The organism is Mesorhizobium sp. M6A.T.Cr.TU.014.01.1.1, from assembly GCF_004022765.1.
Classification (GTDB): domain Bacteria; phylum Pseudomonadota; class Alphaproteobacteria; order Rhizobiales; family Rhizobiaceae; genus Mesorhizobium; species Mesorhizobium mediterraneum.
Genome location: NZ_RZPG01000001.1, coordinates 248,113 through 268,845 on the forward strand (window position 1 = coordinate 248,113; position 20,733 = coordinate 268,845).

Annotated in this window: 19 protein-coding genes and 1 pseudogene; 8 read left to right on the top strand and 12 right to left on the bottom strand. The window is 60.3% G+C overall.

Features of this window, described 5'->3' with window-relative positions; translation table 11 throughout:
• Window positions 1–23: 23 nt before the first annotated feature.
• The 3 genes from EN885_RS01175 to EN885_RS01185 all read right to left on the bottom strand — a co-directional run bounded on the left by EN885_RS01175 (window position 24) and on the right by EN885_RS01185 (window position 3,044).
• The gene (locus EN885_RS01175; RefSeq protein ID WP_029355791.1) at window positions 24–806 is read right to left on the bottom strand and encodes an ATP-binding cassette domain-containing protein; all 783 of its coding nucleotides are present in this window, start codon (window positions 804–806) and stop codon (window positions 24–26) included.
• A 2-nt stretch (window positions 807–808) separates the two neighbouring features.
• Window positions 809–1,873: an ABC transporter permease gene (locus tag EN885_RS01180; protein WP_128241571.1), complete on the bottom strand. Its 1,065-nt coding sequence runs from the start codon at window positions 1,871–1,873 to the stop codon at window positions 809–811.
• 154 nt (window positions 1,874–2,027) lie between these two features.
• Complete coding sequence (locus EN885_RS01185; RefSeq protein ID WP_164897763.1) at window positions 2,028–3,044, bottom strand: sugar ABC transporter substrate-binding protein; 1,017 nt, start codon at window positions 3,042–3,044, stop codon at window positions 2,028–2,030.
• A 234-nt stretch (window positions 3,045–3,278) separates the two neighbouring features.
• Here EN885_RS01185 and EN885_RS01190 point away from each other — a divergent pair, with 234 nt between their 5' ends.
• From EN885_RS01190 to EN885_RS01205, 4 genes and pseudogenes are all read left to right on the top strand, one after another.
• A complete protein-coding gene (locus EN885_RS01190) occupies window positions 3,279–4,505 on the top strand; it encodes an ROK family transcriptional regulator (RefSeq protein ID WP_126103160.1) in 1,227 nt (408 codons plus the stop codon).
• A 16-nt stretch (window positions 4,506–4,521) separates the two neighbouring features.
• Window positions 4,522–4,650, top strand: a pseudogene (locus EN885_RS01195) (transporter); the annotation flags it as partial.
• The gene (locus EN885_RS01200) at window positions 4,647–5,570 is read left to right on the top strand and encodes a carbohydrate kinase (protein WP_128241573.1); all 924 of its coding nucleotides are present in this window, start codon (window positions 4,647–4,649) and stop codon (window positions 5,568–5,570) included. The pseudogene EN885_RS01195 and the gene EN885_RS01200, both read left to right, overlap by 4 nt.
• A gap of 246 nt (window positions 5,571–5,816) precedes the next feature.
• Entirely contained in the window at window positions 5,817–6,959 is a 1,143-nt protein-coding gene (locus tag EN885_RS01205; protein WP_095486100.1) for a DegT/DnrJ/EryC1/StrS aminotransferase family protein, read from the top strand.
• Between the two features lie 131 nt (window positions 6,960–7,090).
• Here the strand turns inward: EN885_RS01205 and EN885_RS01210 are convergent, their stop codons facing one another.
• The 5 genes from EN885_RS01210 to cysD all read right to left on the bottom strand — a co-directional run bounded on the left by EN885_RS01210 (window position 7,091) and on the right by cysD (window position 11,722).
• The gene (locus tag EN885_RS01210; RefSeq protein WP_127288725.1) at window positions 7,091–7,519 is read right to left on the bottom strand and encodes a type II toxin-antitoxin system VapC family toxin; all 429 of its coding nucleotides are present in this window, start codon (window positions 7,517–7,519) and stop codon (window positions 7,091–7,093) included.
• The gene (locus EN885_RS01215) at window positions 7,519–7,758 is read right to left on the bottom strand and encodes a type II toxin-antitoxin system VapB family antitoxin (RefSeq protein WP_128241574.1); all 240 of its coding nucleotides are present in this window, start codon (window positions 7,756–7,758) and stop codon (window positions 7,519–7,521) included. Before EN885_RS01215 ends, EN885_RS01210 begins: the two co-directional genes overlap by 1 nt.
• A gap of 319 nt (window positions 7,759–8,077) precedes the next feature.
• Entirely contained in the window at window positions 8,078–8,866 is a 789-nt protein-coding gene (gene cysQ, locus EN885_RS01220) for a 3'(2'),5'-bisphosphate nucleotidase CysQ (RefSeq protein WP_164897764.1), read from the bottom strand.
• Between the two features lie 10 nt (window positions 8,867–8,876).
• Window positions 8,877–10,814 (bottom strand): sulfate adenylyltransferase subunit CysN, encoded by a 1,938-nt coding sequence (gene cysN, locus EN885_RS01225; RefSeq protein WP_164897747.1) that lies wholly within the window; start codon window positions 10,812–10,814, stop codon window positions 8,877–8,879.
• A 2-nt stretch (window positions 10,815–10,816) separates the two neighbouring features.
• Complete coding sequence (cysD, locus tag EN885_RS01230; RefSeq protein ID WP_095486105.1) at window positions 10,817–11,722, bottom strand: sulfate adenylyltransferase subunit CysD; 906 nt, start codon at window positions 11,720–11,722, stop codon at window positions 10,817–10,819.
• Between the two features lie 564 nt (window positions 11,723–12,286).
• Between cysD and EN885_RS01235 the strand changes: the two genes are divergently transcribed.
• Entirely contained in the window at window positions 12,287–13,474 is a 1,188-nt protein-coding gene (locus tag EN885_RS01235; RefSeq protein WP_128241587.1) for an O-antigen ligase, read from the top strand.
• A 16-nt stretch (window positions 13,475–13,490) separates the two neighbouring features.
• The gene (locus tag EN885_RS01240) at window positions 13,491–14,438 is read left to right on the top strand and encodes an NAD-dependent epimerase/dehydratase family protein (RefSeq protein WP_128241577.1); all 948 of its coding nucleotides are present in this window, start codon (window positions 13,491–13,493) and stop codon (window positions 14,436–14,438) included.
• Here the strand turns inward: EN885_RS01240 and EN885_RS01245 are convergent.
• From EN885_RS01245 to EN885_RS01255, 3 genes are read right to left on the bottom strand one after another with little or no spacing between them, the layout of a single operon-like run.
• A complete protein-coding gene (locus EN885_RS01245) occupies window positions 14,426–14,965 on the bottom strand; it encodes a sugar transferase (protein ID WP_128241588.1) in 540 nt (179 codons plus the stop codon). The genes EN885_RS01240 and EN885_RS01245 overlap by 13 nt on opposite strands.
• A 9-nt stretch (window positions 14,966–14,974) precedes the next feature.
• Window positions 14,975–15,967, bottom strand: coding sequence for a glycosyltransferase family 2 protein (locus tag EN885_RS01250; protein ID WP_245492957.1), 993 nt, complete (start codon window positions 15,965–15,967; stop codon window positions 14,975–14,977).
• 20 nt (window positions 15,968–15,987) lie between these two features.
• The gene (locus EN885_RS01255) at window positions 15,988–17,991 is read right to left on the bottom strand and encodes a nucleoside-diphosphate sugar epimerase/dehydratase (protein WP_164897765.1); all 2,004 of its coding nucleotides are present in this window, start codon (window positions 17,989–17,991) and stop codon (window positions 15,988–15,990) included.
• A 363-nt stretch (window positions 17,992–18,354) separates the two neighbouring features.
• On the opposite strand from EN885_RS01255, the gene EN885_RS01260 reads away from it, so the two are divergent.
• Entirely contained in the window at window positions 18,355–19,074 is a 720-nt protein-coding gene (locus EN885_RS01260; protein ID WP_245492958.1) for an ABC transporter permease, read from the top strand.
• The gene (locus EN885_RS01265; protein ID WP_128335150.1) at window positions 19,074–19,838 is read left to right on the top strand and encodes an ABC transporter ATP-binding protein; all 765 of its coding nucleotides are present in this window, start codon (window positions 19,074–19,076) and stop codon (window positions 19,836–19,838) included. Before EN885_RS01260 ends, EN885_RS01265 begins: the two co-directional genes overlap by 1 nt.
• A gap of 138 nt (window positions 19,839–19,976) precedes the next feature.
• Here the strand turns inward: EN885_RS01265 and EN885_RS01270 are convergent, their stop codons facing one another.
• Complete coding sequence (locus EN885_RS01270) at window positions 19,977–20,702, bottom strand: class I SAM-dependent methyltransferase (RefSeq protein WP_128244071.1); 726 nt, start codon at window positions 20,700–20,702, stop codon at window positions 19,977–19,979.
• Window positions 20,703–20,733 lie beyond the last annotated feature (31 nt).

Genomic DNA, 20,733 nt, shown 5'->3' on the forward strand with positions numbered 1-20,733 from the left:
TACGCACTTTTGGGCGACATGCATCAGGCCGCCAGCGCCGCCTCCGGCGGAAGCTTCGCTCCGGTCATGAAGGCGACGGCGTCGGACATCGTATATTGCTTGGGATCGATGACACAGAGGCGACGGCCAAGCCGATGGATGTGAATGCGGTCGGCCACCTCGAAGACATGTGGCATGTTGTGCGAGATCAGCACGATCGGTAGGCCGCGCTTCTTCACGTCGAGGATCAGTTCGAGCACGCGGCGGCTCTCCTTGACGCCCAACGCCGCCGTCGGCTCATCCATGATGACCATCTTCGAGCCGAAGGCGGCCGCGCGCGCCACCGCCACGCCCTGGCGTTGGCCGCCCGAGAGCGTTTCCACCGCCTGGCTGATGTTCTGGATGGTCATCAGACCGAGTTCGGTGAGCTTGTCGCGGGCGCGCTTTTCCATTGCCGGCCGGTCGAGCATGCGCAGCCAGTCGCCCAGAAAACCCGGTTTGCGGATCTCGCGACCGAGGAACATGTTGTCGGCGATCGACAGCGCCGGCGACAGCGCCAGGTTCTGGTAGACGGTCTCGATGCCGGCCTCGCGGGCCTCGATGGGCGATTTGAAGAGCACCTGCTTGCCGTCCAACTCGATGATCCCCTCGTCCGGGATCACGGCGCCAGAGATCGCCTTGATCAGCGTCGACTTGCCTGCGCCATTGTCGCCGATCACGGCCAGGATTTCTCCCGGATAGAGATCGAAGTCGCAGCTGTTCAGTGCGGTGACGCGGCCATAGCGCTTGACGAGGCCGCGCGCAGTGAGGATGGGCTCCTGGGTCATGGTTACACCGAAACCTTTCTGATCCACTGGTCGATCGCCACGGCGCCGATAATCAGCACACCGGTAAGCAGCACTTTCCATTGCGGATCGGCGCCCAGCATGTTGAGGCCCATCGAAACGACGCCGACGATCATCGCGCCGAACAGCGTGCCCAGGATCGAGCCGCGCCCGCCGAAGAGGGAAATGCCGCCGATCACCGTCGCGGTGATCGCCTGCAGATTGTAGTCGGTGACGGCGGCGGACGGCGAGATCGAGCCGTTGCGGCCGATAGAGACCCAAGCAGCGAAAGCAGCGATCAGCCCGGCAAGCGTGTAGACCGAGATCAGCACCTTCTTGGTCTGGATGCCAGACAGCTTGGCCGCCTCCGGATCGTCGCCGACGGCGTAGACATGGCGGCCCCATGCCGTGTGATTGAGCACGTACCACAGGATCAGCACCAGCACGACCATGGCAATGACACCGAACGTCAGCACCGCCGTGCCGACCTTGAAGTTCAGGCCAAACAGATGCAGCAGCGGCGCCTGGGCGTCGACGTCGGCGTCGCGGATCGTCTCATTGGCCGAATAGATGAAGTTCGTGGCCATGACGATGTTCCAGGTGCCGAGCGTGACGATGAAGGGCGGCAGCTTCATGTAGGCGACCAGCAGCCCATTGAGCAGCCCGCAGGCCCCGCCGGCGGCAAGCCCGATCACCACCGCAAGCAAGGTCGGCAGGCCATAGGTGACCGCGCAATTGCCCATGATCACGGCCGAAATCACCATGATCACGCCGATTGACAGGTCGATGCCGGCTGTAAGGATGACCAGCGTCTGCGCGGCTCCGAGAATACCGACGATGGCAATCTGCTGCAGGATCAGCGTCAGCGTGTAGGACGAAAAGAACCGCCCTCCGATGGTGACGCCGAAGACAGCGATCGACAGAACCAGCACGATCAGCGGCACCGCAGCCGGAGTGGAATGCAAAAAATGCTGGATGCGCTTGACGATCGACGTGCCGTGCTCGTCAAAAGCAGCAACGCTTGTCTCGCTGTTCGAGAGAGCCTTTTCGAATTCCTGAACCTGAGCCATGTTTCCTCCCATGGGGCCTCAGCCACGCCGACGCCCGTCCAACCATTCCCGATCTGCCGCCGGAATTGTTCGCGCTTGCGATAGCGCATCGTCCGCCCGAAACGACCGGGGATCAAGCCCCGGCCGATCGGTTCTGTTGCCTGTCAGACCAGCATCAGCCCCAGCACTTGGCGAGGCCTTCCTTGGTATCGATGGACTTCACGCCTTCCGCCGGCTTGTCGGTAACGAGGTTGACGCCCGTGTCAAAGAAATCCTTGCCTTCGGTCGGCCTGGGCTTCGTCCCATCCTTGGCGAAAGCGGCGATCGCTTCGATGCCGAGTGCCGCCATCTGGAGCGGATATTGCTGCGAGGTCGCGCCGATCACACCCTCGGCGACCGACTTCACGCCGGGACAGCCGCCGTCAACCGAGACGATCAGCACGTTGCCTTCGAGGCCCACGGCCTTGAGCGCCTGGTAGGCGCCGACGGCTGCCGGCTCATTGATGGTATGGATGACATTGATGCCGGGATCCTTTTGGAGAAGGTTCTCCATCGCCTTGCGGCCGCCTTCCTCGTTGCCGTTCGTGACATCGTGGCCGACGATGCGTGCATCGTCCTCATCGCCGATCTTGTTGGGGTCCTTCACGTCGATGCCGTAGCCCATCATGAAGCCCTGGTCGCGCAAGACGTCGACCGTCGGTTGCGAGGGCGTCAGGTCGAGGAAGCCGATCTTGGCATCCTTGGCCTTGTCGCCGAGCGTCGCGGCGGCCCACGCGCCGATCAGCTTGCCGGCCTCCAGATTGTCGGTCGCGAAAGTCGCGTCGGCGGCGTCGAGCGGATCAAGCGGCGTGTCCAGCGCGATCACGAGCAGACCGGCGTCACGTGCCTTCTTCACCGCCGGGACGATACCCTTGGTGTCCGACGCGGTGATCAGGATGCCCTTGGCGCCGTCGGCGATGCAGCTTTCGATCGCCGCCACCTGGCTCTCGCTGTCGCCGTCGATCTTGCCTGCGTAGGCTTTAAGCTCAACGCCGAGCTCTTTGGCCTTGGCGGCCGCGCCTTCCTTCATCTTGACGAAGAACGGGTTGGTGTCGGTCTTGGTGATCAGGCAGGCGCCGACGTCGGCAGCGGACGCGGCCGAGGTGAACGCCATCAGACCCAGTCCGGCCGCGGCAAAAACGGTGGACTTCAATAGTGCTGTCTTGGTCACGATTTTCCTCCCAGTGGAACCATTTCAGATGCCAGCCAACCGGCATCCGCACAAGCATCCAGACGACTTCTCCCGGCGTGGACGCCTGGCCCAACACAACACCAGGCCGAGGTTTCTGTCAATAATTAAATCACTCTTATTTATTATTGACAGGGCTGCATCGTTCACTCATTCTGGCCCCAAAAGCTTTGAGGGGAAACGACGGGAGGAACAAGGGTGGAGACCGGCATTACGGGGCACGGTTCGCCCGAGGCAGCCGAAAGCCGCATTCATCGCGGCACCAACCAGAGCGGCATGCGAGACCACAATGAGCGGCTGGTGCTGTCTCTGGTGCGTCGGCACGGCAGCCTGGCCAAGTCCGACATTGCGCGCATGACCGGACTTTCGGCTCAGACAGTTTCCGTCATCATGCGCGAGCTCGAGGTGGACAAGCTCCTTGTCCGCCAGGCGCCGTTGCGCGGCAAGATCGGCCAACCTTCCATTCCGATGGCGCTCAATCCCGATGGCGCCTATTTCATTGGCCTGAAGATCGGCCGTCGCAGCGCCGAACTCGTGCTGATCGACTTTCTCGGCAATGTACGCTCGATGCTGCAGCATTCCTACCGCTATCCGGCACCGCGCGAGACCGTCGAATTCGTCACCTCGGGCATGAAGACGATGCGCGGCGAGCTCACCCCGGCGCAGGACAAGCGCATTGCCGGGCTCGGTATCGCCATGCCGTTCGAATTGTGGAACTGGGCCGATACGGCAGGTGCGCCGCGCGACGTCATGGACGAATGGCGCCACCGCGACATCCGCGCCGATATCCAGGCGCAGTGCGAATTCCCCGTCTATCTGCAGAATGATGCCACCTCGGCTTGCGGCGCCGAACTGGTGTTCGGCAAGGCGGGTGCGGCGCGCGACTTCGTCTATTTCTATATCGGCGCCTTCGCCGGCGGCGGCATCGTGCTCAACGGTCACCTTTTTGGCGGGCCGACCGGCAATGCCGGCGCGCTGGGTTCGATGCCGGTGCCCGGACCGGACGGCAAGCCGACCCAACTGATCGACGTGGCGTCGATCGCCATGCTGGAAAAGGCGCTCAACGCGCGCGGTGTCGAGGCCTCGCATCTGTGGACGTCACCGGAGGATTGGGGCGAGATCGGCGTCGAGCTTGACGACTGGATCGCCTGCGCCTCACAGGCGCTCGCCTATGCCATCGTGGCGGCGTCCTCGGTTATCGATTTCGAGGCAGCGGTGATCGACGGGTGGATGCCGAAGGCCGTGCGGCGCCGGCTCGTCGATGCCGTTGTCGAAGCCATCGGCAACATCGACGGCGAAGGCCTGAAGCTCCCAGCCGTTCGCGAGGGGACTGTCGGTATTCATGCACGTGCCCTGGGCGGCGCCAGCCTGCCGCTTTCCGAGCGCTTCCTCATCGGTTCGACGACGATTTCCAGGAGTGCCTGAGTTTGCTGACCGGAATGGTTGCAAGGCGGTTGCGCTTGCCGGCGCCGGCTTCTATCTACGGTTCAGATCCGCGCACGCGATCGTCGCGGCCAACATCATCATCCGCAAGGGTGTGATCTATCCGCCGGAGAACAGCAAATCATGATCCTCTGTTGCGGCGAAGCCCTGATCGACATGCTGCCGCGTACCACGACGGAGGGCGAGCCGGCCTTTGCCCCCTATGTCGGCGGCGCGGTGTTCAACACCGCTATTGCGCTCGGCAGGCTGGGAGCACCCGCCGGTTTCTTTTCCGGCCTGTCGTCGGACCTGTTCGGGGGCCAGTTCAGGGACGCACTTGGAGAGAGCAAAGTCAGTTCCACCTATGCGCACACATCTCCCCGGCCGACCACGCTCGCCTTCGTGCGGCTGGACAACGGCCAGGCGACCTACACGTTCTACGATGAAAACACAGCCGGACGCATGCTGACCGTCGACGATCTGCCGAAACTCGGCAGCGAGATCGAAGCCATGCTGTTCGGCGCCATCAGCCTGATCTCGGAGCCTGCCGGATCGGCCTACGAGGAGTTCATGCGGCGCGAGCATGAGCGCCGCGTCATGATGCTCGACCCCAACATTCGACCCGGTTTCATTCCGGACAAGGCCAAGCATCTCCGGCGCATCCGCTCGATGATGGCGATGGCCGACATCGTGAAGCTGTCAGATGAGGACCTCAACTGGTTCGGCGAAGCGGGCTCGCACGAAGACGTCGTCCGCAACTGGCTGGATCGGGGCCCGACCCTGATCGTCGTCACCCATGGCAGCGAAGGCGCTGCCGGCTACACCAGGGATCACAAGGTCACGGTCGTGCCGGACAAGGTCGAGGTGGTCGATACGGTCGGCGCCGGCGACACGTTCAACGCCGGCATCCTGGCCTCGCTGCACGAGCAAGGCCTGCTGTCGAAGGAGGCGATCGCCAATCTGCCGGAAGACGCCATCCACAAGGCGCTGACGCTCGGCGCCAAGGCTGCGGCGGTTACCGTGTCGCGAGCCGGCGCCAATCCGCCATGGCGGCACGAAATCGCCTGATTGGACGGCGATACACCCAGCTTGGCGATCACTTTATGTTTCGCCGGCCGGACGCGACGCGATATGAAAACCAAATGATGCCTGATGAAGCCCGGATTTCCGGCATCTTCAAAGGGCACCTCGGAAATCAGAGGTAACAGGCTGCGACACTTGAGCAATTCGCGGTTTGGTTCGTGCAGCTTTCTCGGCTGGCGCAACTCTGATACCAGCGGCCGGTTATCTGGCTAGTACCGTTTTGAGGCCGACATGCAGTTCATCGATCTTGGCGCGCAGCGCGAACGAATCCGCGACAGGCTGAAAGTGGCGATCGACCGCGTCGTCGATGAGGGACGCTATATTCTGGGACCTGAGGTCACCGAATTCGAAAATAAGCTCGCCGCCTATATCGGCACCAAGCATGTCGTCGCCTGCGCCAACGGCACCGACGCGCTGCTGTTGCCGCTGTTTGCGGCCGGCATCGGCCCAGGCGACGCGGTGTTCGTGCCGAGCTTCACCTTCGCCGCCACGGCGGAAGTGGTGGCGCTGGCCAAGGCCGAGCCGGTTTTCGTCGATGTCGATCCCAATACCTACAACATCGACATCGCCAGCCTCGAGGCTGCCATCGCCATGATCAAGGCGGAAGGCCGGCTGAAGCCAAGGGCGATCATTCCCGTCGACCTGTTCGGGCTTGCCGCCGACTACGAGGCGATCATGGCGATCGCCAACCGCGAAGGGCTGATGGTTATCGAGGATGCTGCCCAGTCGATGGGCGGCTCGATCGACGGCAAGATGTGCGGTTCGTTCGGCGCGGTCGGCTCGACCAGCTTCTACCCGGCAAAGCCGCTCGGCTGCTATGGTGACGGGGGCGCGATGTTCACCAATGACGATGCGCTGGCCGAACAGCTCCGCTCGTTCGCCTTCCACGGCAAGGGCGAAACCCAGTATGACAATGTCCGCGTCGGCATCAATTCGCGGCTCGACACGTTGCAGGCGGCGATCCTGATCGAGAAGCTGGCCATTCTCGAAGACGAGATGGTTGCCCGGCAAGCGGTTGCAAATCGTTACGCCGAAGGGCTCGGCGACATCCTCAAGGCGGCGCGCAACCTGGACGGCGGCCGTTCGGCCTGGGCGCAATACGCCGTCGAGACGCCGAAGCGCGACGGGCTCAAGGCGCATCTCGGCGAAAAGGGTATTCCTTCGGTCATCTATTACGTGAAGCCGCTGCACAGCCAGATCGCCTACCGCGACTATCCGCGCACGCCGTCCGGTCTTGCCGTTTCGGAGGAGCTGCCAAAGCGGATTCTCTGCCTGCCCATGCACCCTTACCTGAGCGAAGCCGATCAGGACCGGATCATCGAGACGATCCGCAACTATATCGGCTCGAATTCGGCGGATGTCGCCGCAGCGTAGAGCTTCACGCGCGCGAGTCTAGCCGGTATGCCTTCCAGCAGCACGCCGATCGCGGCATCAACAGGTCAGTTGCGACGACGCGCTTCCCCGGCGCCAGCGCATGGCGGATGCCGCCCTCCCCTTCCGATATCTCAAGTCTTGGCACCCACAGTCGCGACATCGGTAAGCGCAAATCCCGCATCTATGGTCAGGATCGGCGCCTGGTAGGATTTCGCGGTGGCATAATGGAAGCAATCGGCAAGATTGAGCGCACTATTGCGTTCAGCGTCCGGATAGCGGTGCCGTCCATAGCGATCGAAGGCTTGCAGCGCGGCGGTCAACTCACGGCTCGAAATCGCCAGAACCTCGACCCCAGCCGCTTCAAGGAACTCCTGCACTCGCGCTTCAGCTTCTGCCATGGGAATGCGCTTTTTGCGAAACAGCCCAACAGTCGCTTCCCATGCAGCCACGACCGATGTGATCGGCCGCGGCGAGCGCGCGGCATCGAGCGCCGCCGCAAGGTCCTCGGCCTCAGGCTCTTCCGTCATAATTGCGATGATTGCCGACGCATCGACGAACATCAGTAGTCGCCGCTGAGGTCATCGAAAAACGCCCTGTCTGCCGCAAGGCCGGTGTCCGGATAGGCCGCAATTTTCGCGCGCAAAGGCTTCAGCCGCTCCCACAGAGGGATCGCCTCCTCGACACGGCGCAGTTCGTTTTCCAGGGCCAGCTTCACGGCAGCCGTTTTGTTCAACCGCGTGCGCGCCGCCAATTTTTCGGCAAGCATATTTACTTCTTCACTGCGAATGTTGAGCGGCATAGCGAATTCTCCTATGTGTAGACGTACATATAGAAACGCCAACACGTGATGGCAACCGCCCATCAGGAGAGCATAAGGTTTTGTGTGCGGCGGAATGCGAACGTAGCCAAGAAGAACCTGTTCTTGGGGCACGTCTGATTGCCCGCGGCCGGTTCATGTATTTTGACTCGAGCGGCGATGTTTTGGGCGAAATCGTTTCGTCGAAGAGTTCTGTGCGCCAGATGCCACGACCGAAGCGGGGATCGTGACGCGCGGTTTCAGCCGGATTTATGCTTCGCACGGCGACCCACGCCCTGCAGGGCTAGCGACGTTATAATCGTCAGATTGGCCCGACTGCCTTGCCGCTGGCTATGAAATGCGGATTGGCGAAGTCCTCGTCATCGCTCTGATTGCGCTTGCCGTAGGCCAGCGGTTTGCCGTCAAGCGTGCGCGTCATGCCGCCGGCGGCGCGCAGCACCGCATCGCCGGCCGCGGTATCCCATTCCATGGTGCGGCCGAAGCGCGGATAGACATCGGCCTCGGCGCCGGCGACAAGACAGAATTTCAGCGACGAGCCGACCGAGACGATCTCGGCAGCGCCTACCGTGCGGATATAGGCTTCGGTCTCGGGCGTGTTGTGGGACCGGCTGGCGACGATGGTCAGTGGCGCCACACCGGTCCTGGCCGAAATCGGCCGACGGCCGATGATCTGGTAGTCGCCATCGACGTCGATTGCTTCCGCCCTGCCCGGCCGGCCGGAAAAAAAGCGTCCGGTGCATGGCGCAAAGACCACGCCGATCTCCGGCACGCCGTGGCGGACGAGCGCGATGTTGACGGTGAAGTCGGTCCTGCGGTTGACGAATTCCTTGGTGCCGTCGAGCGGATCCACCAGAAAAAAGGCGTCGTCGAGGTCGGGCGGCACGATGCCGGCCGATGCCTCTTCCTCAGCCACGCAAGGGATGTCGGGGAACGCGGCGCGCAAGCCGGCGAGGATGATCTTTTCGCTCTCGCGATCGGCCTCGGTCACCGGCGAGCTGTCTGATTTCTGATCGACCGCGCAACCAGCATCGAAAACCCGCATCACCTCTCGCCCCGCCGCCAAGGCAAGGCGCTCGAACACGCCGAGCATCGCTTCGTCGTCAGATGCCGCCGCCGCTATCGTATTGGTTTTCGGCAATGTCGCGCTCGTTCAGCCAGAGTTCCAGGGCCTCTACCATCTCCTCGGCAGACTTGCCGAGTGTCTTGAGATGGATTTCGGGGTTTTCAGGAGCTTCATACGGGGAATCGACGCCGGTGAAATTCTTGATTTCGCCATTCAACGCCCGCGCATAGAGACCCTTCGGATCGCGTCTGGCGCATTCCTCAAAGGGTGTATCGACAAACACCTCGACGAATTCACCGTTGGCCATCAACTCCCTGGCCATGCGCCGCTCCGCGCTGAAGGGCGAAATGAAGGAAACAATGACGATCAGCCCGGCATCGGCCATCAGGCGCGCCACTTCCGCAACGCGGCGAATGTTTTCGACGCGGTCGGCGTCGGTGAAGCCAAGATCGCGATTGAGGCCGTGGCGAACATTATCGCCATCCAGGATGTAGGTGTGGCGGCCGGTGGCGAACAGCTTCTTCTCGAAGAGGTTGGCGATGGTCGACTTGCCCGAGCCCGAGAGCCCGGTGAACCAGAACACGGCAGGCCGCTGGTTCTTCAGATCGGCGCGACCGTGCTTGCCGACATCGAGCGATTGCCAGTGGATGTTTTCGGCGCGGCGCAGCGAATGCAGGATCATCCCGGCGCCGACCGTGGCGTTGGTGATGCGGTCGATCAGGATGAAGGCGCCGGTCGTGCGGTTCTCAGCGAAGGTGTCGAAGGCGATCGGCGCCCGCGTCGAGATGTTGCAGATGCCGACCTCATTCATTTCGAGCGACTTGGCCGCCTCATGGGCAAAGTCGTTGACGTTGACGCGGTATTTCAGGTCGGTGACGGTGGCACTGGTCTGATCGGTCTCGGTCCGCAGGATGTAGGAGCGGCCCGGCAACAGCGCATGCTCGTCGAACCAGACGATGTTGGCGGCGAACTGGTCGGCGACCTGAGGCCGCGCCGCCGGCGACACCAGCATATTGCCGCGCGAGACCTCGACCTCGTCGTCGAGAACTAGGGTGATGGCTTGGCCGGCAACCGCTTGGCTCAGATCGCCGCCATGCGAGACGATGCGCCTGACGTGAGCGGACTTGCCAGATTTGGCGACAACGACCTCGTCGCCTGTTGAGACGGAACCGGAAGCAATCGTGCCGGCAAAACCGCGAAAATCGAGATTGGGGCGGTTCACATACTGCACCGGAAAACGGAACGGCAGTTCGACAACGGCTTCATCGACCGACACGGTTTCCAGATGTTCGATCAGCGTCGGCCCGGAATACCACTTCGTCTTGTCCGAGCGGCTGGTGACGTTGTCGCCGTAACGGGCAGACATCGGGATGGGCACGATCGTCTGGAAGCCGAGCTTGTGCGAAAATTGCCTGAAATCCTCGATGATTCGTTCGAAGACGGCCTTGTCGAAGCCGACGAGATCGATCTTGTTGACGGCGAGCACGATGTGCCGGATGCCCAGCAGCGAGGCGATGATCGAGTGGCGCCTTGTCTGGCGCAGCACACCTTGACGGGCATCGATCAGCACGATGGCCAGATCGGCGGTCGACGCGCCTGTCGCCATGTTGCGCGTGTATTGTTCGTGGCCTGGCGTGTCGGCAACGATGAACTTGCGCTTCGGCGTGGCGAAAAAGCGATAGGCGACATCGATTGTGATGCCCTGCTCGCGCTCCGCCTCTAGGCCATCGACCAGCAGCGCGAAATCGACGTCGTCGCCCGTCGTCCCGTGCTTGCGCGAATCACGCTCAAGCGCGGCAAGCTGGTCCTCGAAAATCTGCTTGGTGTCCGAAAGCAGACGCCCGATCAGCGTCGACTTGCCGTCGTCCACCGAGCCGCAGGTCAGGAAGCGCAGCAGCGACTTTCGTTCCTGCACCGCAAGATAGTCACGAATGCCGTCGGTGGAGGCGAGGCTCTTGGCCATGATGTGGCGCATGCTCAGAAGTACCCCTCGCGCTTCTTCTTTTCCATCGAGCCCGCTTCATCCCGGTCGATCAAGCGGCCCTGGCGCTCTGACGTGCGCGCGGTGAGCATTTCGCCGACGATGGCCTCCAGCGTATCGGCGTCCGATTCGATCGCGCCGGTCAGCGGATAGCAGCCAAGCGTGCGGAAGCGCACCAGCCGGTTGTCCACTGTCTCGCCGGGGCGCAATACCATGCGGTCGTCATCCCTCAGAATGAGCATGCCGTCACGTTCGACGACCGGCCGCTCCTTGGCGAAATAGAGCGGCACGATCGGGATGTCTTCCTGGAGAATGTACTGCCAGATGTCGAGCTCGGTCCAGTTCGACAATGGAAAGACCCGGATCGATTCACCGGTCGCGATGCGGGTGTTGAATATCTTCCACATCTCCGGCCGCTGATTCTTCGGATCCCAGACGTGCTGGGCGTTGCGGAAGGAGAAGATCCGCTCTTTGGCGCGCGACTTCTCCTCGTCGCGACGGGCACCGCCAAAGGCTGCATCGAAGCCGTACTTGTCGAGCGCCTGCCGCAGCGCAACGGTCTTCATCACATGCGTATGGGTATTCGAGCCATGGTCGAAGGGATTGATCTTGTCGCGCACACCGTCTTCGTTGACGTGGACCAGGAGATCGAAGCCGAGCTTTTGCGCCATCTGATCGCGAAAAGCGATCATTTCGCGGAATTTCCAGGTCGTGTCGACGTGGAGAAAGGGAAACGGTGGTTTGGCGGGATAAAACGCCTTCATCGCAAGGTGCATCAGCACGGAGGAGTCCTTGCCGACGGAGTAGAGCATGACCGGCTTGGCGAACGCCGCCGCAACCTCGCGAAAGATATGGATGGATTCAGCCTCGAGCCGCTGAAGGTGCGTAAGCGCGATGTTCATGGACTGTGAGCGTTCTCTCGTGCCATCCAGACCTTGCATCGATGCATCAGGCGCAATTTTCAGCTACCCGGTTCAAGCGTCACTTCTGGATAATGTCTTTTCGTGCAGGCGTTCTAGCAGATCGCCATTGTTTATAACAATGCAAGACAAGCCTGCCCTAGAGTGGTTCGGGAATGAATTTTCCACGCTGGCGCCAGAACTCGGAAATTCCTGCCCAATGAGCTAAGGGATCCCGTGGCCCAAGAAAAATATTCGCGGAACACGAGTGGTGGATTAAGCCGCACTGTCGATTTTGATGGCAGCCCGACCCTGCCGTACTATCGAAAACCATGATCAGCCGCTATACCGGCTCCTGAATGAGCCACCGCGCGTAGCGCATGTGCATGAATCTTGAAGATCATTGCACCAGCCACGGCCAAGTTAAATCCTCATCTCAAAAGATCCCGAAGAATGCGAATCATTCCCTTGGACCGGCTTTCATCGATAAAACAACAATTCACACCTTCGCGGATCAATACCTACTTTTCAATTCTTTGCTTCTTTTCTCCCCCCGTTTTGGGATCGGTGGTTAGCTTTGTATTCAATGGCGGCGGCCTGTGGTCGAGCTTGCTGGTTGCCTTGAAGAGACGGCGCTTCAATGTCGATCGGCCCATGGCCGCCCTCACCGTCGCGATCTATGCATTTTGCGGCGCCGTTGTCCTTGCTTCCATCGTCAACAACTCGATTGCGATGGATGCGACGCATCTTGTGCCGCTGATCACCTTCCTGTTTTTCCCCTTCTCATATTCGGTCTGGAGCATTTCGCACAAAATCACCCTTGCCCGCGTCATCATACTGAGCAGCACGGCCGCTTGCTTCGGCGCATTGCTGCTGACGGCCATCCAGTACTATTGGCTCGGCATGCCGAGGGTTGAAGGTGGTGCTGGAAATCCGATCGTGTTCGCGACGGTCACCTGCCTTAGTGTTTTGGTATGCATGGCTGGCGCTTTGTCGGGCATCGAAAAGGCCAGGGGCCTTCTCGCCTGTGCGGCGCTGGCCGGAACAATTGCCATCCTCTACTCCGGTTCGCGTATCATCTGGCTGGCGATGCTGATTGCAGGCATAGCCGTTCTGCTGATCAATCGGCAGAGGCTCAGGGGCAAGTACGCCCTTCGTCTGTTGTTGATGCTGGGCGTGGCCGGCCTCGCGATCGCCGCCTTTGGATTCCAAACAATATTGGAGCGAGCCGAGTTCCTCCGTTCCGACTGGGAGGCGCTCACGGCGCATGGCAACTACGGCACCGCCTTGGGATTTCGCGTTGCCATGTGGCAAATTGGCCTCGACGCATTTCGCGAAATGCCGCTTTTCGGACATGGGGTGGGCGCGACGCCGCTGTTGATGAAACAGGGATTCCAAGAGCAGTTCGGCATGGACAAAGGCTTCAGCCACTTCCACAACGGCTTTCTGACCGCACTGGTGGAAGCAGGAATCGTGGGAGCTGTCGCGCTGGCGGCCATCTTTATCGTTGCCGCCAAAAATGCCGCCACAGTGCTGCGCATCAGTGCCGATCCGGTCGAGCGGTTCGGCGCCACCATGATCGTCATTGTGGTGATCACCTATCTCACAGGCGGAATGGTGGGCATTCTGATCGGTCATGATATTCTGGATTCGGTGCTGATGGCATTCCTGGTGTCGGGGACATATCTTGCATCGGGGCGCACCCTTCCGATAACGGAAGAACGAACGCTGCCGGTGACACCGGCGGGCCCATAGAGATTCGGCGACAGCAATGAAAGTGTTGGTGACTGGCGCCACAGGGTTCATCGGGCGCCTTGTCGTGCAACACCTCCGAGACGCGCAGTTCGAGATCCGGATCGCCTCCCGGCACCCGGAAAAGCTCGGTTCGGGAAACGACATCCTCCTGCTGCCGAATTTCGACGCGCCTGCCGAGGCCTTTGCGACGATCCTGAAAGACGTCACGCATGTCGTCCACTGCGCCGGGTTGAACAACGATCGTGGCAATCCAACCGAAGCCGATTACCTGAAAGCCAATGCCGAATTGACCGAGCAGCTCGCGCGCGCCGCGGCTGCACAGGCCAACGGACGCTTTATTTACCTGTCTTCGACCCGGGCTGTGGTCGACGCCGGCTTCAGCGGGAGGCTCGACGAAGAGACTATCCCTGCCCCGCAATGCGCCTATGGGCGTTCGAAACGCGAAGGCGAGATCAGGGTCCTGGACGCTTATGCATCGTCCGGCCGCTCCGATGCCGCAATGCTGCGCCTGCCGCCGGTCTACGGATCTGGCATGAAGGGAAATCTGGCGACACTGATGCGCTTGGCCGACACCGCCTTGCCGCTGCCCGCAGCGGCCCTGGCGGGGGTCCGCTCGCTGATATCCTCCGAGGCAGCGGCCCGGGCGGTTTTGCACCTGTTGACCCATTCGATCCCGCTTCGCCCCGTCTATATCGCCAGCGATATACGGCCAATCCCGGTCGCCGCCATCATCGAAGCCTTTCGACAAGGCTTTGGACGGCCGAAACGCCTGGTTGCGGCCCCTGCCGGCCTGATACGGCCGGTCGCATCGTTGCTGGGCAAACGCAAATTTTGGGAAAGCTTGACCGCAACGCAGATATGCGATCCGTCCCTGCTCATTTCGGAGGGCTGGCTGCCGGAAACCGATACGATCGAGCGACTGACCGCAATAGCGCGGGGCAGCAGACTTGCTCAGGTCCGATAAATCGTTCCAAGCAGAATCCTGACATCGAGACCGAACGACGCCGCCTTGAGATAAGCGGCATCGGTTTCGGCACAGAGCGTCGGGACCGACATGTCGATGCCTCGAATCTGAGCCAAGCCGGTTATGCCCGGAAGCATGGATGACACGCCCAACTGCTTGCGACGCTCGATCAGCTCCGTTTGTGTGGGCAAGCATGGACGTGGCCCGACCAGGCTCATTTCCCCCTTAAGGACGTTCCAGAGCTGCGGCAATTCATCAAGCTTGAACCGCCGCAAGACTTTTCCGACCACCGTAACCGAATTTGCCGGCGCCTCGTGCGAGGGCAATGACGGCGTCCCCAGATACATCGTTCTCAACTTGTGGCAGCGAAAAAGCCCGCCGTTGCGGCCTACCCTCGTCTGGGAAAAGATTGCAGGCCCGGGTGACGATAGCCGAATAGCCAGGATGGCAAGCAACAGGACAGGCGACGTGATCAGCAGCAGCAGGGCCGCCACCACGAGGTCGAAGGTCCGCTTCGCTGCCCCCATGAACATGGATTAAATCCGGCCGGAGATGATTGCCAAATAGAGCCCGAAGGTTCCAAAAGGCGTCTGCCGATAGACGCCGCTTTGGCGCAGATAGCTCAGACGACGGAAGATATTGCCCTTTCGCGCCAGGATGAACAAGCCTAGGCACGCAGCCGCGTCTGTCGTGAGAAGATCACGATTGGCGGCCAGACCACTGAGATTCTCATCCGTCCAATTGGCAAATCCGCCTTTCAGCAGATGTGCGAGCCGGGAAAATCTCGCCCTCCACGAAACGTTGGCCCCGACCAAATTTGCCCCATGCTGGCGGTAGCGCACCAGAGGCCGCGGATCATACCGAACGATGCCGCCTGCACCCGTTACGATGAGGTAGGCCCACCAATCGTGACTGACAAATCGGGTCTTTGACGACGCCTTGGCCAGCAGGTCGCGTGCCGCCCCGTTGATCATGATGGTGTTGCCGCCGGCAATGCTTTGCACGAGAGCGTTGCGGAAGGACGGCGGCCGTTGGAACAGCGGCGAGCAGCCGATCACGCTTCCGGTTTCGGTCATGGTTGCGGTTCTGGAGCAGAACATAGCCGGGATTTCTGCGTCCAGCGTCCGCATCCAGCGGATAGCGCTGTCCAACCTGTCCGGCTCCCAAATGTCGTCCTGGTCGCAAAAGGCATAGTAGTCCGCCTCGATCCGCGGATCGACGATCATTGATCGAAAATTGGCAGCGAAACCCTGGCGGGGGCCGTCCACCAAGGTCAGCCGACCCTTGTGCCAGCGGGGTTTCCAGGCGCCGATGAGGGCGGTCGTGCCGTCGGTCGAACCATCATCGGAAATCCACAGATCGACGGGGGAATGCGACTGCGTGAGGAGAGAGCCGAGCTGTTCTTCGATGAAAGCCGCGCCGTCCTTCGTGCCCATCAGTATGGCAACGCGCTGATCTTGTTTGCTCACGATTGTGGTGTCATCTGCAAATGCCTGAGAACGGCTATCGGATTTTTTCCCATCATCCAATCACAACCGCCCGAAGGGTCCTATCCTGCATGTCCAATTCTTTTCGGACCTGTTGGCCGACGTGCGTCACCCGGGGATCTTTCTGCTTGATGGAGCCCTTCCAGCACGGCAAGCGCCGAGCCCTTGTCCTGGCTCTTCATCGCTGTGTGCAGCGCCGTAAGCGCGGTCTCGACCCGCGGCCAGTCGACAACATCCGTCCTGAGGCCAAAAACCTTGGAGGTGCTGAGCTCAACGACTTCTTCATCTTCGCCGTGAAGCGTTTCATGAAGTTTCTCGCCTGGCCTTATCCCGGTGAACCGGATTGGGATATCCGTGTAGGGGCTCTTTCCAGCCATGCGGATCATCGTCTCGGCGACTTCAACTATGGACACCGGCTTGCCCATGTCGAGCATATAGACGGCATAGTCGTCCCTGCCCTGTCGCGACGCCGCATCGGCTGCCGACATGATGACGAGGTCGACGGCTTCGGCCACTGTCATGAAATAGCGCGTCATGCGCCGATCCGTAATGGTGACAGGCCCTCCAGCCTCGATCTGCGCCTGGAATATGGTCGCCACTGATCCATTGCTGCCAAAAACGTTGCCGAACCGGACGGCAATGAACTTGGTGCCGGAATGATGCCCTCGCGGTTGATGCCCGTTTGGTTGGGCCGCATGGCTTTCATGTAAGGCGCTCACGATCTGCTCGGCTGCTCGTTTTGTCATGCCGAGCACGGATGTCGGATCCACCGCCTTGTCACTCGAGACAAGCACGAATTGCGGAACCCCGCATTTGGCGGCTACCTCTGCACAGACAAGCGTTCCGAAAACATTGGTCTGGATCGCCGCATCCCAGTTTTCCTCGAGCAGGGGGACGTGCTTGAGCGCGGCGGCATGAAAGATGATGCAGGGTTTGAATTCGCTTATGACACGCGTCATTTGCCGCCGGTCCGCCACATCGACTATGCGGGCCTTGAGACGATCGTGGTCTTTCTCGTCGATATATTGGCTCAACTGGAAAATGCCGAACTCGGAGAGATCGGCGACCAGCACCGCCTCGGCGCCCAGTTCCAGCGACCGCCTGACCAGAGTTCGCCCGATGGAGCCGGCGCCGCCTGTCACCAGGACGCGCTTGCCGCGGACAAAAGTGCCGATACGCTCGATGTCGGAAGGCACCGCTGGACGGCGCAGGATCGTTTCCATCTCGACGGCGTCGAGAACCAGCTTTCCTCCTTGCCCCAGTTCGGAAAATCCCGAGAATTGCACAACGGCTATGCCACTATGCCGGGCGACACGAACTAGCTCCGAATACTCCTCGATCTCCCGCCCGGCACCATTTCCGAAAATCAGCAGGTCCAGGCTTTTCGTGCCCTTTGTGTAGTCCTCTAGGAATTCCGTCAAACGGGGGCGGACTGCCACCACCGGAACCCCTTGAATCCGGGTGCCCAACGGCGCGTCGTTCTCGATCGCCATGACCCCTGCGATGGAATAGTCCCCAGGCTGCGCCGTGCGCGTAAAGCGAATGATCAGATCGGCCTCGCCGAGCCGGCCGACGAACAGGGCTTGCTTTGTCAATCCCTTGTCGGCGGCCCTGTTCAAGATACGCCAGCTCGCTCCGTCACGAAGAAAGCGATAGAAGAGCCGAGGGGCCGATATGATCGTAAAGGACACAAGAAAGAAGACGATGAACTGGCGCTCGTTGAGGCCCGTCACCGGCTTGAAGAAACGAAACGAAAGCGAGGCGCAATAGAGTACGACGGTCAAAATCGCGCAGCTCTTCAGGATGTTGAAAAAGTCCGGCGTCGAAGCGAAGCGCCAGACCGTGTTGTAGAGGCCGCAATATCTGAACAGCAAATGGCTGGAAACGACGATGCACGCCCAGGTGGTCAGGCCCTCGTAGGAAAAAGCTTCGAAAGAGAGATTGGACCGCGACAAAACCAGACTGAGCGCGACCGCGACCAGGACCATGACGGCGTCCTGGATCATGATAAAGGCGCGCCGCATGTCCGGCCGAAGTCTGAATACGGCTTCCAAGTATGAATTCATTGGGTAGTACTGTACTCCAGGCGCAAGCATACGGACACTACAATGGCGCCAGATCGAATATCGTCCGTCACCGACCCCCTGTTTATGGTGCCAATCCTCAGTGCACCGCATAGCGCGGAGTTGGAGGCATCGCCAGATATTTTTTGAGTCTGTTTGGCTAACGACTATTGATTCCAAAATCTTGGTCCTGCGCGACCAATCGGCTTTGAACGTGTGCGAATGCCATGTGCGCACGACAGGCCCGCTTTGCATCACGCCGGGCCTGTGATACCAGCGCCAGGCTTTGCAGGGACGATTATGTTGAAGGTGGTACGAAGCGCGCTTGCCGATTTCGATCGCGGCCTCAGGATGCGCAGCGTCTGGATGGCGCTCGCCCATGAGGATATCGGCGACCACCACAAGCGCACGGCACTCGGCCCCATCTGGCTCCTGATCAATTATCTCGCCTTTGCCGGCACCTTTGTCGTCATCTTCGGCGACAATCAGTCGGTGCCGCATTTTGCCGCCTATGTGGCGACGGGGCTGTTCGTTTGGCTCTATCTCACGGAAGTAACCACCCAGAGCGTAACGCTCTTTAACCGCGAGGAGAGCTTCATCAAGGGCACCACCCTGCCGCTCACCGTCTATATCTTGCGCATGACCATGCAATCGGTGATCCGGGCGGGCTATGCGCTGATCGGCTGCCTCGCCATCCTGCTGCTCGTCGGCACGCCAGTCACCGTTGGCTGGCTTTGGTCAGGGTTGGCGCTCATCATGATCGTGGTGGCGACGCCGGCGGCGATCCTGGTCTTGGCCGTCGCCGGCGCCTTCTTCCCCGATTTGAGCTTCATCGTGCAGAACCTGATGCGCATCGGCATGTTCATCACCCCGATATTCTGGATGCGTCCGGACGGGGGCGTCCGTGGCGAGCTTTATCGCTGGAACCCCTTCACCTATTTCCTCGAGATCGTGCGCCTGCCGGTGATCAACACTGAATTCCCGGTCGCCGCCTTCGGCATTTGCGCCACAATTATCCTCTTCTTGTGGGTATTGGCGGCGCTGCTTTTGGGCGGCTATCGCAAAAAGATCGTGTTCATGCTCTGATGGTTTCGATCCGCGCCGACAATCTCGGCCTCACCTACAAGATCCGTCAGAAGCTGACGCTTGCCCAGCGCGACAGGCGCATGCCGACGGGCGGGCGCATCGAAGGGGTGGGCCGCGCACGCCATGTGACGGCGCTCGAGGGTGTTAGCTTTTCCCTCGAGGCGGGCGACCGGCTCGGCCTCGTTGGCGCCAACGGCGCCGGCAAGACCACGCTTTTGAAAGTGCTCTACGGCATTTACGAGCCGACAAACGGCACGGTCGCAATCGACGGGCGGGTCGATGCGCTTTTCAACATCGCGCTGGGCTTCCGCACCGAAGCCACCGGACGGCGCAACATCGAACTGCGAGGCCTCATCAATGGCTGGACCCCTGATGAAATCAGGGCACGCATGGATGACATCATCGAATTCAGTGAGCTCGGCGATTTCATCGACTTACCCTTCAAATCCTATAGTCAGGGCATGGCGGCGCGGCTGGCCTTTTCCATCGCCACCAGCTTCGAGCCCGAGATCCTGCTCATGGACGAGTGGATCGGCGCCGGCGATCCGAAATTTCAGGACAAGGCGCGCCGGCGTATGAACGAGATGGCTGAGAAAGCCGGGATCATCGTTCTGGCGAGCCACAATCACGCGCTGTTGCAGAAGACCTGCAACAAGATTCTGGAATTGGAGGAAGCCCGGGTGAAAACATTCAGCGGGGCTGAAGAGTGGTTCGGCAAACAGGCCGATACTGCGCCAGCCAAACCAGTTCGTGCTTCATGCTGATGATTTGATCGAGCTGGGAGCGGACGGGAATGACCGTTCGCGTCGCAGGCTGTTGAAAAAATCGTTTGCTCGCGGAATGTCCCAGCGCGAACAGACCAGAATCGGAACGGGTACATCGTTCACTTTTACAATAGCCTGCTAGATATCTTTTCTCCTAAAAACGCCGCAACATCCGTAAATGCCTACGAATTCGAACAGATTGGTATCAAGCGAATCTTCAATACCGGCTATGATCCCATATTCGTTGCTGGTTTCCCCCAATCCGGTGCGCCTCGAATTTCGCTTGTCATTGTAATCGTGGAACACACAGAACGAACCGGGCTCAATCAATTGTTTCAACCTATGGCATGCCTTCACAACATGCTCATAGGCATGCGAATGATCAATGAAGGAAAAACCAAACTTTCGATTGCTATCCACTAAGCGTTGGCAGGTAGCGTCGGCGTCTCCCACTTCAAGACGAATGGTTCCATTCACTCCGTGAGCCGTGAGGTTTTTGTGAGCCGTCGCTGAAATCTCCGGTGACAACTCCATAGAGACGATTTCAGCCTTACGCCCAGAATTTGCGACTGCATTGGCGAGAATATAGGCCGATAGTCCCTCGTTCGTACCGAACTCGAGAATATCTCCTTCGGCAAATCTGGCCAGTTCGTAGAGCTTTAGCGCATCTTCGCGCCTCAACCATCCTGGTATTCCGATATCGATAAGACTGCCTCGCATAGGGCAGTTTCTAAGGAATGTCTGAAACTCGTCAATGTCCGGACCAGCGTAGGAATAATTGGGTTTGTAGCCCATGTTGGGCTGAAACTGTCCGACTGTAATCGCCCGATCTGAGTGGTATGTGAGGTGCGCGTTTGCCGCCATAACCAACCCTCCTCGTAAATAGTTTTCTCGC